The 13,244-nt window shown below is 32.0% G+C and carries 12 protein-coding genes; 2 read left to right on the top strand and 10 right to left on the bottom strand.

Annotated elements, in window-relative coordinates; all coding sequences use genetic code 11:
• Positions 1–6: 6 nt before the first annotated feature.
• Entirely contained in the window at positions 7–657 is a 651-nt protein-coding gene (locus tag ASC44_RS06330) for a hypothetical protein (protein WP_055446775.1), read from the bottom strand.
• Positions 658–804: 147 nt separating this feature from the next.
• Here ASC44_RS06330 and ASC44_RS06325 point away from each other — a divergent pair, with 147 nt between their 5' ends.
• Positions 805–1,605, top strand: a complete 801-nt coding sequence (locus ASC44_RS06325; protein ID WP_055446774.1) for a class I SAM-dependent methyltransferase — start codon at positions 805–807, stop codon at positions 1,603–1,605.
• Here the strand turns inward: ASC44_RS06325 and ASC44_RS06320 are convergent.
• The 4 genes from ASC44_RS06320 to ASC44_RS06305 all read right to left on the bottom strand — a co-directional run bounded on the left by ASC44_RS06320 (position 1,602) and on the right by ASC44_RS06305 (position 6,322).
• Positions 1,602–3,530, bottom strand: a complete 1,929-nt coding sequence (locus tag ASC44_RS06320; RefSeq protein WP_055446773.1) for a T9SS type A sorting domain-containing protein — start codon at positions 3,528–3,530, stop codon at positions 1,602–1,604. The two genes, ASC44_RS06325 and ASC44_RS06320, sit on opposite strands and share 4 nt — an antisense overlap.
• 125 nt (positions 3,531–3,655) lie before the next feature.
• Entirely contained in the window at positions 3,656–4,321 is a 666-nt protein-coding gene (gene msrA, locus ASC44_RS06315) for a peptide-methionine (S)-S-oxide reductase MsrA (protein ID WP_055446772.1), read from the bottom strand.
• 123 nt (positions 4,322–4,444) lie between these two features.
• On the bottom strand, positions 4,445–5,224 hold the full coding sequence (locus ASC44_RS06310; protein ID WP_055446771.1) for a zinc ribbon domain-containing protein: 780 nt from the start codon (positions 5,222–5,224) through the stop codon (positions 4,445–4,447).
• A 3-nt stretch (positions 5,225–5,227) separates the two neighbouring features.
• Positions 5,228–6,322 (bottom strand): Nif3-like dinuclear metal center hexameric protein, encoded by a 1,095-nt coding sequence (locus ASC44_RS06305; RefSeq protein ID WP_055446770.1) that lies wholly within the window; start codon positions 6,320–6,322, stop codon positions 5,228–5,230.
• A 79-nt stretch (positions 6,323–6,401) separates the two neighbouring features.
• Between ASC44_RS06305 and lpxK the strand changes: the two genes are divergently transcribed.
• Entirely contained in the window at positions 6,402–7,406 is a 1,005-nt protein-coding gene (lpxK, locus tag ASC44_RS06300) for a tetraacyldisaccharide 4'-kinase (protein ID WP_055446769.1), read from the top strand.
• Here lpxK and ASC44_RS06295 read toward each other — a convergent pair.
• The 5 genes from ASC44_RS06295 to ASC44_RS06275 all read right to left on the bottom strand — a co-directional run bounded on the left by ASC44_RS06295 (position 7,403) and on the right by ASC44_RS06275 (position 13,239).
• Positions 7,403–9,595, bottom strand: coding sequence for an ATP-binding protein (locus tag ASC44_RS06295; RefSeq protein WP_055446768.1), 2,193 nt, complete (start codon positions 9,593–9,595; stop codon positions 7,403–7,405). The two genes, lpxK and ASC44_RS06295, sit on opposite strands and share 4 nt — an antisense overlap.
• A gap of 33 nt (positions 9,596–9,628) precedes the next feature.
• Positions 9,629–10,642 (bottom strand): type I glyceraldehyde-3-phosphate dehydrogenase, encoded by a 1,014-nt coding sequence (gap, locus tag ASC44_RS06290; protein ID WP_055446767.1) that lies wholly within the window; start codon positions 10,640–10,642, stop codon positions 9,629–9,631.
• 1 nt (position 10,643) lies between these two features.
• A complete protein-coding gene (gene lipA / locus ASC44_RS06285; protein WP_055446766.1) occupies positions 10,644–11,525 on the bottom strand; it encodes a lipoyl synthase in 882 nt (293 codons plus the stop codon).
• A gap of 65 nt (positions 11,526–11,590) precedes the next feature.
• Entirely contained in the window at positions 11,591–12,136 is a 546-nt protein-coding gene (locus tag ASC44_RS06280; RefSeq protein WP_055446765.1) for an RNA polymerase sigma factor, read from the bottom strand.
• On the bottom strand, positions 12,127–13,239 hold the full coding sequence (locus ASC44_RS06275; protein ID WP_055446764.1) for a glycosyltransferase: 1,113 nt from the start codon (positions 13,237–13,239) through the stop codon (positions 12,127–12,129). Before ASC44_RS06275 ends, ASC44_RS06280 begins: the two co-directional genes overlap by 10 nt.
• Between the last annotated feature and the right edge of the window lie 5 nt (positions 13,240–13,244).

The following is a 13,244-nucleotide window of genomic DNA, read 5'->3' as shown; positions in this document are numbered from 1 at the left end:
TAGGGATTATTCAGTAATAACTTTAATATTGGTAAAATTAAGATTCCAATTACCTTCGGCTTTTTTATGATCTTGAGCGACTTTAATACCATTAAAATCTTTGTAGTTTTCAAATGTATTAACCATCGATGGCTCGACTGCATTAGCTTCTCTAAAAACCCATTCTTGAATAACGTAATTATCATCATAAAAAATATCGTAAGCATCTCCAGGAGTATAACCTCCTTTTGCAGGGTATGTTAACGTTACTTTATTTAGTTCTTTTTTACTAATTGGCGCTTCAGCTTTAGAAGTTACTCCAAGAGTAGCGCTAGTATCCCAAATTAATTGAAACGGGAATAATGCCCAATATTTATCGTTTATAAAAGCGCGATCTGCTTCTAAGCTTTCTTGTTCAATTTTAAAGGTTTTGTATGTAATGGTGTCTTTTGCTGTTAGCATTGTCACTTCGTTAACTTTGGGTTTCCAGATCCAAGAGCGACCAAAATGAGAACTGTCTTTATCTACATTAAATGAAAAGTGAAATTCTTTTACTTTATCCCAGTTTTCTAAACCATGAGCATTCGCAATTTTTTCGGCAAGCGTATATTCTTTTTGAGGTTGTTCTTTTTTACAAGATGTAAAAATAAGTAAGCATACAATTAACAATCTGTACATGGATTTCGGTTTTCTTTCAAAGCTAAGAAATATTAATTAGTTTTGAAACGAGCATGTTCGTTTTTAATTATCAAAATTAAAAGAGAACAACATGTGTCTACAAAAAGCAACAATTACAGGCACATGAAATAAACCAACAATGAAATTATGAACAATAATTCAGAATATTTTAGCGCCAATAAAGCGACGTGGAACGATAAAGTAAAAGTACATTCAGAAAGCGATATGTATGCAATGGATGCTTTTAAAAAAGGAAAAACATCTTTAATGCAATACGAGTTGGATGCTTTAGGAGATGTAAACGGCAAGTCTTTACTGCATTTACAATGTCATTTTGGACAAGACACCTTAAGTTGGACTAGATTAGGAGCTAAATGCACAGGAGTAGACTTAAGCGATGCAGGTATAAAATTAGCGCAACAACTTAATGAGGAATTAGAATTAGATGCAAAATTTATTTGTTGTAATGTTTTAGATACGGCAAAGCATTTTAAAGGCTCTTTTGATATTGTTTTTACTAGTTATGGTGTTATAGGTTGGTTACCAGATTTAAAACCTTGGGGAAAAATGATTGCCGAAAAACTTAAAAAAGGTGGTGTATTTTATATGGCGGAGTTTCATCCCATTGTTTGGATGTTCGATTATTTAGATGGTAAGCCAATTATGAAATATGGTTATATGCAAGATGAGGTAATTTATGAAGAATATGAAGGTACTTATGCTAACCAAGAATCTAAAATGATAACCAAAGAGTATGGCTGGAATCATGGTTTAAGCGAAGTAATAAACGCTTTAACTGAAGCAGGCTTACAAATTGAATACTTAAATGAATATAACGAAAGCCCTTATAACGTATTGCCCGAATTAGTCGAAACCAAATCGGGCAATTATGTAACAAAGGATAAATTATATCCTCTTATCTTTGAAATTAAAGCAACTAAACTTTAGTTTTTAATAACCAGTTTAGAATTTACCAATTGGTCCTGTATATAGAACGATAGCAGGTAAGAACCCGAAGCGAAATCTGATAAATCTAATGTAGCTTGTCTTGCATTAGTATTAACAGAGTCCATTTCCTGACCTAGTAAATTAAAGACTTTTACTTTAGAGATTACTCTATTGGCTTGGTATTGTATTGTATTCTTTGTTGGGTTTGGAAATAATTTGAAAGTAACATTCTCGAAAGAGTCTATGCTTAAAGTATTATCTATTATTTCAATATTTCTTGTCGAAGAATAGTAACCACAAGATCCAGCTGCAAAGGTAACAACGTAATTTCCAGGTGTAGAAGCAGAGGTGTCTATAAGACCTGTAGAGTTATCTATTGCTAATCCATTAGTACTTGAAAATATTCCATTTGGAACGCCATTAATAGTTGGTGTTGGATCGGAATCTGTTGTATTGTATGAGATTGAATCGAATTCAAAATCAGAAAAGTCATTATAATGAATATCAATATAATCTAAAACAACAGCAGCATAATCTTTAGCAAAAGGCACTAAGGTTTGAGGTCTAGTATCGTAAACATTTCCATTGTATGTTCCTAAATCTCTTACTCTTCTATTTACTTCGGTCATAATACCATCTATAGTTCCTCCTCCATCTTCTGCACCTGCATTTGTTCCACTTCCACTACCAGATCCATGTCTTCTATTGTTATAAAAATTACCATCAAAATAGGCGTTGCTATGTGGTTGTGTATCGTCACAACTAGTATTTCCATAATCTGAGTTACTTGGCACAGCTCTATAACCAGACGTGACACCACAACCAGGATCTACATTATTGTTATAAAAAGTTCCTGGTGCAGTTTGAAATAATTCACCTAAACTATTATTTCCTCTTACTAGATCTTCAATACCTAGGTTGTTTATGTTATTGCTTACTAGGTTTTTTATTGTTGACTTATTAATAATTGTTGTAGTATTAATCGTACTACCATTTAACTCGCCAGCAGTAATATTATATCCAATTTCTATTCTTGGAATAGTATGACTTTGACCGTGTAAATCGATATATAATCCTTTTCCCCAATTATTATTAACAGCAGTACTAGCTTGGTCTATAAAACTATGCCATGCATTCCAGTGATCAATAGCATCAGCGTCTCCACAGGTAGCTTCGCTTTGTGCTCTGTTTGGATCTAATTTTGATCTATGTAAATTGTTAATTATTATGTGTGCATAACAGCCTGTTAAGTTGAATATTTCTTCTTGAATTTCTCTAATTAAAATATCTGTATTATCATCTCTTTCATTAGTTCCACAGCTTCTGTCTGGAAGCGTAGAATCGTTATCTGGATAATTTGTTCCACCAATAGTAGATCCAGATTGTTTTACACCACCATGAGGTGCTGAAATAATTATAGGTAAATTGCCTGGAATATATTCTATGTATTCTCTGGTATCACCAGCAAATTGCTCGTAAAAAACGGGAACTCCTGGTCCAGGAACAGGTGGGTTTTCAACGGCGAAATATATAGTTTGAGTTATTTCGGAACTTGTTGCACTTGTATTAAAACTCCCATTAAAGGATAGTGCACTCACACCATCAGCTGTGATATTTAATGTTCCATTTCCATTCCATCCATCACCATAAGTATCGTAAACAATCACATAATATCCGGCCGTTGTGGATGCGTTGATAGGGTAACTTACTGACGACGTGGTTTCGGTATATGGATTTGCAGCGACTCCACTTCCATCATACCCATTGTCTATTGTTTGTAATAATGTATTGTCTGGACTGTATAGTTCAACCTTATTTTCTGTAGACCATTGCGGCCATTCTACGGTAATAATTACGTTTGCATTTTGTGAAAACACAATAGAATTAAGAGTTAAGGCAATGATTAATAGTAATATTTTTCTCATTTTAATTTGGGTTTAAATGCGTAGTGGAGCAAAAATACATCTAGTAAGAACGAAACGATTATTTGTTCAAATCAAGATTATTTTCGTCGACAAAATAACACATTTAACCGATAAAATGCAAAATATTAATGTTTTTCTTTTAAGACATCAGGCATTTTTCTTTGAAAACTCTCCAATCTAGGTATTGAAACATTTCTAATGTAAGAATTGTCAGGATGCAATCTTTCGTAATTTTGGTGATAATCTTCACCAACCCAAAACTTTTTAAAAGGATACACTTCTGCTGCAATTGTTTTACCTAACTGTTTAGCCAATGTATTTTTTTTCGTTTCAATAATTTTTTTCTGGATATCATTTTGATAGAAAATAATAGAACGATACTGAGAACCTCTATCAGGACCTTGACCATTAACTTGTGTTGGATTTTGTGATGCAAAATAAACATCTACAAGTGTTTCGAAACTCACAACTTCTGGGTTGTAAATAATTTCGACAGCTTCAGCATGTCCAGTTCTGCCAGTATTACTAGCCGCGTAGGTTGGGTTTTTAGTATGACCTCCAGCATAACCGCTTATGGATTCTATAACACCATTTACACTTTCGTAAACAGCTTCTACACACCAAAAGCAACCGCTAGCAAAATATGCTTTTGCCATTCCGTTTTCTAATGCTACTTCTTTAGGCTCTCCTGTTTTTACAGAATCATTAGATTTTTTATTTTCTGTATTCTGCGCAGTATTTTTACAACTGAATAATAAACCTATTGCAACTAATAATATTATCTTTTTCATAAGGATGTTTTAATTTTAGTCGGTAGAAGTTAAAGGGTTTTACAACGGAAAATCTAAAGTTTTGTTAAATAAAAAAAGCCTTCATAAAAATATGAAGGCCTAATTATAATATTCAGAATGGAATTATAGTTTTTTAAACATTTTTTCCATTTTTGCTTTTTGTTCATCAGCTAAAACTTCATCAACTAAAATACGTCCTGAATGCTCATCTGTAATAATTTTTTTACGTGCAGCAATTTCCATTTGTACCTGTGGTGGAATTGTAAAGTAAGAACCTCCAGCAGCACCTCTTTCAATTGGCACAACAGCTAAGCCATTCTTTACATTAGTACGGATTCTGTGGTAAGCTTTTACCAAACGCTCTTCGATTTTTTTCTTGTAATCTTCAGATTTTTTAAGTAACGCTTCTTCTTCTTTTTCAGTTTCTGCTAAAATAGCATCTAACTCATTCTTTTTATGCTTTAGGTGTGTTTCACGTTCCTTAGCATGCGCTTTTGTTTTGTCAACAACTACTTTTTTCTGCTCAATTTGCGCTTTAAACTCTCTAATGTGTTTTTCAGCAAGTTCTATTTCAAGTTCTTGAAATTCTACTTCTTTAGTTATCGAGTTAAATTCTCTGTTATTTCTAACATTTTTTTGTTGCTCGCTATACTTTTTTATTAAAGTTTTTGCTTCTTCAATTAGGTTCTTTTTATCACTAATCTGAGAATCTGTAGACGCTAAATTGTCTTCAAGTTTCGCTAATCTAGTTTTTAACCCAGTAACTTCATCTTCTAGATCGCTAACTTCTAAAGGTAGTTCTCCACGAACACTTCTTATTTCATCTATTCTAGAATCGATTAGTTGTAAATCGTATAAAGCTCTTAAACGTTGTTCTACACTTATTTCTTTACTCTTTGCCATATTTTAAAAATACTTAACTGGATTGGTGTTTGTCGTCGATAAAACGATTGCAAAATTACTAATTTTTTTTGTAAGATGTGCTACTAAACCGTTTTTTGTGTATTGTTCGCTTTCATAATGTCCAATGTCTGCCAGAACAATACTGTTTTCTGCAGAAAAGAAGTCATGATATTTTAAATCTGATGTCACATAAACATCCGCATTTGCTGACTTTGCAGCTTGAATAGCAAAACTACCAGACCCACCTAAAACTGCAATTTTTTGAATGGGTTTATTAATAAATTTAGAATGACGAATGCATTCGGTATTCATTTTAGTTTTTAAGAAGTTAAAAAAATCTGTTTCAGACATTGGTTTTTCTAAAACACCAACCATTCCCATTCCAATATTTTGGTTGTTATTTTCTAAGGTTGTTATTTCGTAAGCAACTTCTTCGTAAGAATGATTTTCAAATAGTGCGGCTAGAACTCTCGCTTCTAAATGTTTGGTAAAAGTAACGCTAATCTGTGTTTCTTCTTCAAAATGAGTTTTTCCTTTAATTCCTTTTGTTGGATTAGAGTTTTGGTTACCCATATAAGTCCCAACGCCTTCAATATTAAAACTGCAATTGCTATAATTACCAATGGTTCCAGCACCAATATTAAAAATAGCTTGTCTTAAGTTTTCAGCTTCAACTTTTGGAACGTAAGTGGTTAGTTTTTTTATAGTTTCAGATTGAGGAATTAATATTTTACGATTTAAAAGACCTAATTGATCGCAAATCATATCATTTACTCCATTTACATGATTGTCTAATGCTGTATGAATAGCATAAATAGCAATGTCATTTTTTATTGCTTTTTGAACTGTGCGCTCAACATATGTTTTACCTGTTAACTTTTTTAAACCTTTAAAAATTATAGGATGAAAACTTACAATAAGGTTACAGTTATTAGTTATCGCCTCGTCTACAACGGCTTCCAAAGTGTCTAGAGTTACTAATACACCTGTTAGCTTTGCGTTTTTATCACCTACAAGCAAACCTACATTATCGAAATCTTCGGCATAAGCCAAAGGCGCAAAGTCTTCTAAATGATTAATAACATCTTGAATTATCATATGTTTTCAGTAATTGATTATTTGAATTATACTTTAACAAATATAAAAATTTTACTTTCGTTATATTGAAACAACATTAATGAAATTTATTAGACTCTTATTATTTCCAATTGTACCCATTTATTACATGGTGACTTGGTGCCGCAATACATTATACGACTTAGGCGTAAAAACTTCTAAAACTTATGACTTTCCTACAATTTGCGTTGGGAATCTAAGCGCAGGAGGCACAGGAAAAACACCAATGGTGGAATATTTAATTCGATTATTGACAGACGACTATAATTTAGCAACCCTGAGTAGAGGTTATGGCAGAAAGACCAAAAGTTTTGTATTGGCTTCTAAAACGTCTTCTGCCGAAACACTAGGTGATGAGCCTTTTCAATTTTATAATAAATTTAAAGAGCGTATTCAAGTTTCTGTTGATGAGGATAGGCAAAACGGAATTTCCAGTTTAAGAAAACTTAGTAACCAACCTAATCTAATTATTTTGGATGATGCTTTTCAGCATAGAAAAGTAAAAGCTAAACTTAATATTTTATTGACTACGTACTCAAATCTCTATTACAAGGATATTGTTTTGCCAACTGGTAATTTGCGTGAGCCTAGAGCGGGAGCAAAGCGAGCACAAATTATTGTAGTTACCAAATGCCCGAATAATCTATCTAGAGATAAAAAGAATAGCATTGAATCTAATTTAAAGCTGCAAGAATATCAAAGTGTTTTTTTTAGCAGTATTAGTTATGCAAGTGAGGTTATTGGTAAGAATAAAACTATTGCTTTAAAAAGTTTAAAAGCATTTACTCTTGTTACAGGAATTGCAAATGCGAAACCACTAGTTGAATTTTTAAGAAATGAAGGATTAACTTTTAATCATCTAGAGTATAGTGATCATCACGAATTTACTAAAAAGGAGATTGAAACAATATCTAAAAGTGATTTAGTTATTACTACCGAAAAGGATTATGTTAGATTAATTTCAGAGGATGACTTAACTTCTAAGCTATATTATTTACCAATAGAGATAGCTATAGATAATCCAGACGCTTTTAATGATTTAGTGCAAAATAGAATTGAATACTAACTTTTTTCTTTAAGTATTAAAGCATCGAATAATTTCTTCTCGAAATCTTCCTGTTTAAAAGGTTTACTAATAATATCCGTAAAACCGGCTTCATCAAACTCTACCATTTTGTCTTCTATGGTTACGGCTGTAAGCGCAAAAATTGTTAAATCCTTATTAAAAGTTCTAATAATTTTAGTGGCTTCAATACCACTAATTCCAGGCATATGTATGTCCATTAAGACAACATCGTATTTGTTGGCTTTTACTTTTTCTACAGCGTCCTCTCCATTTTCTACAACTTCACAGTTAAGTTTCATCTTGGTTAGAATCTTTTTTGTAATCATTTGGTTGATCTTATTGTCTTCTACTATAAGAATCTTAATATCGCTTAATTCCACTTCGCTTATATCTTTAAAATAACTGATTTGTTCTTTTTCTATCGCTTCTTCTGCAAATTCAAGAGGTAGCTCAAAGAAGAAAGTTGAGCCTTGTCCTAGCATACTTTTAAGATATATTTTACCTTTTAAAATATCTATTAATCCTTTAACTATTGAAAGTCCTAAACCGGTACCGCCATATTTTCTATTTATTTGAATTGAGCCTTGAGAAAAACTTTCGAACATATGTTCTTGTTTTTCTGTGCTAATACCAATCCCATTATCTTGAACTTCGAAACGAATATTATAAAGCCCGTTCTTTTCATTAATTTTTACAGCACGAACCCAAATATCTCCGTTTTTGGTAAATTTAATAGAATTACCAATAAGGTTAATTAATATTTGAGATATTTTAAGTTGATCTGCATTGTAATTGTGTGGTAGACTTTCATCAAATTCAAAATGCATTTTTACATTATTTCCAACAGCAGAGTTGTTTAAGGCAGAAATAACATTAGCTATTTTCTTTTTTAAATTGAAAACTTCACTTTCAACTTCTACTTTATTTGCTTCAATTTTATTAATTTGAAGGATGTCATTAATAAAAGTTAATAAATAATCTCCAGAAAATTTTAACGACTTTAAATGCGGTATTTGTTCTGGTTTTGGGTTTTCGTCTAAAAGCATGTTTGTTAATCCTGTAACAGCATACAAAGGTGTTCGTAATTCGTGAGTTACAGTAGATAAAAAGTTGGCTTTTGTTTTAGAAGCTAATTCGGCTTTCTCTTTACTAACTATTAATTCGCTGTTTTTTTTATGTAAAACATTATTAGATTTTAATCTAATATTATTGTTTTTATATAATGATAAAGTTAATAGAGATAAAATTGTAATAAGTGCAATACTTAAAATTGTAATTAATTGAGTGAAAGTGCTTGAGCTTTCTTCTTCTTCTTTTAAATTTGCTTTGCTATTTTGCTGGTAGTCAATCTCTTTAGCTGCTAAAACTCTTTTAACATTCATTAAAGAATCTGATAATTTTAAATATGATTTCAAATATTTATTTGCAAGTTGATAACTTCCATCAGCTTCATGCAAGTTACTTAAAGTTAAATACCCTACGCTTAAGACATCAAAAACTTTATTTTCTTTGGCAATAGAGAAGCCTTCGTTGGCATTTTTTAGAGCTAGGCCTAAGCCTCCATTCTTGGATTGTGTTTCGCCTAAATAAATTAAACTACTACTTAGTAACTTATCAAATTTAAAACGACGAGATAATGAAATGGCTACGTTAAATGTGTTTTCTGCGTTTTTAAAATCTTCTAGACCTAAATACGCTTGTCCTTTTTTTAGAATAACTTCTGTTTCTTGTTGCTGTAAATTCTCTTGGTTAAATAGCGCTTCTGCATATTTATAATAGTCTAAAGCTTTTTCGAGCTTATTTGTTGCCAAATATACATCGCCCAGTGTTTTATGCGTTTCTGCAATGTTAATATTGTCTTTAATAGAACGTTGTATCTCAATTGCTTTAATAAGAGTGGTGGTGGCTTGGTTATGCTCTTCTAGTAAATATTGAATTTTCCCTAATTTAGAATACGCTAATCCTAAACTCTTTTTGTCGTTAAGAGCTTTTGCATTTTTTTTAGCATTTTCGATATCATCTTTAGCTTGAAAATACTGAAAGTTCTCAATTTTTTTTTGAGCTAAGGATAGGTCGTTATTTACTTTTTCTTGAAGGGAATTAAGTTTGTCTAGAGTAAGTTCTTGTGCATTTACAAGTACTCCAAAAAACAAAAATATAATATAAAGTGTTTTGCGAAATTGGGACATTATAGCATAATTTTTGAGTCACAAATATAATTATTAAACCGATAAAAGTGTGTTTTTTTCCGATAAATTGATAATCAGGTCAATAAGGCGGCTAGAGTATCCTGTTTCATTATCGTACCAACCAATAATTTTCACCATGTTTCCAATCACAGAAGTCATTTGAGAATCGAAAATACAAGAGTGAGGATTGCCAACAATATCAATAGATACAATTGGGTCTTCAGTATATTCCAAAATACCTTTGTATTTGTTCTCTGATGCCACTTTAAAAGCCGCGTTTATAGCTTCAATAGAAGCTGTTTCTTTTACATTAAAAGTAATGTCTGTAAGCGATCCGTTTGCGACTGGTACACGAATACCACAACCACCAATAACGCTTGCTAATTCTGGGAATATTTTTGTTAAAGCTTTTGCTGCGCCTGTTGTTGTGGGAACTATAGATTGTCCTGCTGCTCGAGCGCGACGTAAATCTCTATGAGGTTGATCGTGCAAACTTTGATCTGTAGTGTAAGAATGTATCGTTGTAATATAAGCTTGATTGATACCACAGAGTTCGTTAATAATAGCAATCATTGGTGCTGCATTATTAGTTGTACAAGATGCGTTAGAAATTATTGTTTCTGTTCCATCTAAAGTGTCTTCGTTAGTTCCAATAACAATAGTTTTAATGTCATCATCTATGGCAGGTACACTTAATATTACACGTTTAGCTCCATTTTTTAAATGAAAATCTAAGTCTCGTTTTTCTTTAAATTTACCTGTTGCTTCTATTACAAAGTCAGGCTTAAAAGGTTTCCAGTTTATGTTTTTGGGATGTTTTTCGTTTAGAAGGGCAACCTCATCGCTATCAACGAGAATACTGTTTTCGGTATGGGATACTTTACCTTTAAAAACACCGTGAATACTATCGTATTTAAATAAATGGCTTAGCGTTCTGGCATCTGCTAAATCATTAATAGCCACAACCTTTATGTTTTTATGTTCTTGTAATAGTCTAAAAACGCGACGACCAATACGACCGAAACCGTTTATTGCAATTGTAATCATTTTAGTTAATGTGTTTTTGAGCTTTGTAAGAAGAGCGCACCAAAGCACTACTTTCTACATGACGAAAACCTAAACTTAAACCAATTTCTTCATATTCCTTAAATTGATCTGGAGTAATAAATTCTTTTACAGGTAAATGTTTTTTACTTGGCTGAAGATATTGTCCAATAGTAACAACGTCTACATCATTAGCTCGTAAATCGTGTAAAGTTTCTATAACTTCTTCACGAGTTTCACCTAAACCTAGCATAATTCCAGATTTTGTTCTACGTTGCCCTTGTTGTTTTAAATATTTTAAAACACCTAAGCTGCGTTCGTATTTTGCTTGAATTCTAACTTCTCTTGTTAAACGTTTTACCGTTTCGATATTGTGTGATACCACTTCCGGTGCTACGGCTATAATTCTATCTATATGCTTTTCTATGCCTTGAAAATCTGGAATAAGTGTTTCTAAAGTGGTTTCAGGATTCATTCTGCGAACAGCCTTAACTGTTTCTGCCCACATTATGCTTCCCATGTCTTTTAAATCATCTCTATCAACGCTAGTTAAAACTGCGTGTTTAATTTTCATGATCTTAATTGAGCGAGACACTTTTTCTGGTTCGTCCCAATCTACAGTTTCTGGTCTCCCAGTTTTTACACCGCAAAACCCACAAGAACGTGTACAAACATTTCCTAAGATCATAAAGGTAGCAGTTCCTTCTCCCCAACACTCGCCCATATTAGGGCAACTTCCTGAGGCACAAATAGTATTTAATTTGTACTTATCTACTAAACCGCGAAGTTCTGTGTATTTTTTTCCAGTGGGTAATTTTACACGTAACCATTTTGGTTTTGGTTGTCTTTCTTTAGGTAATATAATTGAAGCCGTTTCTGTATTCATAGTTTTATTATCTGGCTACAAAGATACGAAGTATTCTATACAATAGTAAGTGGTAATTTTATCAATTATCTTTTAATGATTTCTGCCAATAATTTTTTAGCTCTAAGGAGTTTAACTTTAATGTTATTCATTGGTTCATTAAGTTCTTGACTAATTTCAGTATAGGTTAATTCTTGAAAATAGCGCAGATTAATTACATCTTGATAATGTGGTTTTAACTTTTTTATATCTTTAAGTAATTTTGCTAGATTTTGCTCTGTAATTAATTTGTCTTCTGGAGAAGGAGAATCGTCTAAAACTCGATAAATTTTATCATCTTCATTATCTGTTATTTTCGAGTGGATAGAGCTTTTTTCTTTGCGAACTAAATCAATATGAATGTTTTTAGAAATGGTAATAAGCCATGTTTTGAATGCATATTTTTCATCAAAATTAGCAATTTTATCAAAAGCTTTTGAGAAGGTTTGTATCGTTATATCTTCGGCATCATATTCGTTTGTAACACGTTTTAACTGAAATCCATAAACGTAATCCCAATATTCATCCAGTAAAAAATTGAATGCTTTTTGGTTATTCTGTTTTGCTTGAGTAATAGCTTCTTCTATTTCCAATACTTAGGTTTTGAGATAAGATTTGCGATAAATATAGTTAATTGGAACCCAATTAAAAATAGTTCGAGAAAAGGAAGCAAATACAAGACATCAGTTTCATTTAATTTTTTGGCTGAGAAACCAACGGATAGATACTGCACTATAAACCTAAAAACGACCAAGCCTACAATAAACGGCCAATAATAAAGACTACTAATTAAAATAATAGAGAGTACCCAAAATAAAATTTGAGAGATGTAAAACAAGGCTAGTAAGGCTTTGTGTTTAAATTGATATCTATTTGCTGTAGAAACATGACGACGCTTTTGGCGGAACCATTGGTTAAAAGTTGTTTTTGGGTTGGAGGTCGTGAAGCTTTCTTTTGTACAACAAATGGTTGTGTTTTTAGAATTTGCCGCTTCGTTAATAAATAAATCATCGTCTCCAGATCTAACATCTATATGCTTGATAAAGCCGTTAGTTTTGTAAAATTCTTCTCTATTGTAAGCCAGGTTTCGACCAACACCCATAAACGGAGTGCCTAGTTTTGCAAACGAGAAATATTGAATAGCCGTTAATAGTGTTTCGTATCTTATTAATTTATTAAGAAATGATTTTTTTATTTTATTATAAGCACCATAGCCTAGTATAATAGTATTCTCTTTGTTAAAACACCCAGCCATTTCACTAATCCAATAGTTTGAAACAGGTTTGCAATCTGCATCTGTAAATAATAAGTTAGTATGTGTTGCCGCTTTAATTCCTAATGTTAGTGCGTACTTTTTATTTGCCCAAAAAGCTTCAATATTTTTTACATTAACAATTTTTATATTGTCATGTTTTGCGGCGAAGGCTTCCATGACATCTAATGTGTCATCAATAGAAGCATCGTTAATTAAGACAACTTCAAAATTAGAATAGCGTTGCTCGAGAATAGAAGGTAAGAATTTTTTAAGGTTCTTAGCTTCGTTTTTAGCGCATATTAATATGGAAATAGGAAGGCTTGTTTGCTTACTCCTTTCTTCCTTTTTAAAAGAAAAGCTGCCAAAAAGTACACCATAGTATACCACTTGAATAGATGCCACAACAACAAAGCTGTAGAATATAACGTCAAGTAACATCATAAAAT

This window comes from Lacinutrix mariniflava, from assembly GCF_001418015.1.
Classification (GTDB): Bacteria; Bacteroidota; Bacteroidia; order Flavobacteriales; family Flavobacteriaceae; genus Lacinutrix; species Lacinutrix mariniflava.
The sequence above is the reverse complement of the archived record's forward strand: the minus strand, read 5'-3'. Positions and strand labels throughout refer to the sequence as shown.

Excerpts from the sequence above, each read along its gene's own strand:
- lpxK (WP_055446769.1), top strand. The coding sequence starts at position 6,402 with ATGAAATTTATTAGACTCTTATTATTTCCAATTGTACCCATTTATTAC.
- ASC44_RS06325 (WP_055446774.1), top strand. The coding sequence starts at position 805 with ATGAACAATAATTCAGAATATTTTAGCGCCAATAAAGCGACGTGGAAC.
- ASC44_RS06295 (WP_055446768.1), bottom strand. The coding sequence starts at position 9,595 with ATGTCCCAATTTCGCAAAACACTTTATATTATATTTTTGTTTTTTGGA.
- ASC44_RS06330 (WP_055446775.1), bottom strand. The coding sequence starts at position 657 with ATGTACAGATTGTTAATTGTATGCTTACTTATTTTTACATCTTGTAAA.
- ASC44_RS06305 (WP_055446770.1), bottom strand. The coding sequence starts at position 6,322 with ATGATAATTCAAGATGTTATTAATCATTTAGAAGACTTTGCGCCTTTG.
- lipA (WP_055446766.1), bottom strand. The coding sequence starts at position 11,525 with ATGAATACAGAAACGGCTTCAATTATATTACCTAAAGAAAGACAACCA.
- ASC44_RS06320 (WP_055446773.1), bottom strand. The coding sequence starts at position 3,530 with ATGAGAAAAATATTACTATTAATCATTGCCTTAACTCTTAATTCTATT.
- msrA (WP_055446772.1), bottom strand. The coding sequence starts at position 4,321 with ATGAAAAAGATAATATTATTAGTTGCAATAGGTTTATTATTCAGTTGT.
- gap (WP_055446767.1), bottom strand. The coding sequence starts at position 10,642 with ATGATTACAATTGCAATAAACGGTTTCGGTCGTATTGGTCGTCGCGTT.
- ASC44_RS06275 (WP_055446764.1), bottom strand. The coding sequence starts at position 13,239 with ATGATGTTACTTGACGTTATATTCTACAGCTTTGTTGTTGTGGCATCT.
- ASC44_RS06310 (WP_055446771.1), bottom strand. The coding sequence starts at position 5,224 with ATGGCAAAGAGTAAAGAAATAAGTGTAGAACAACGTTTAAGAGCTTTA.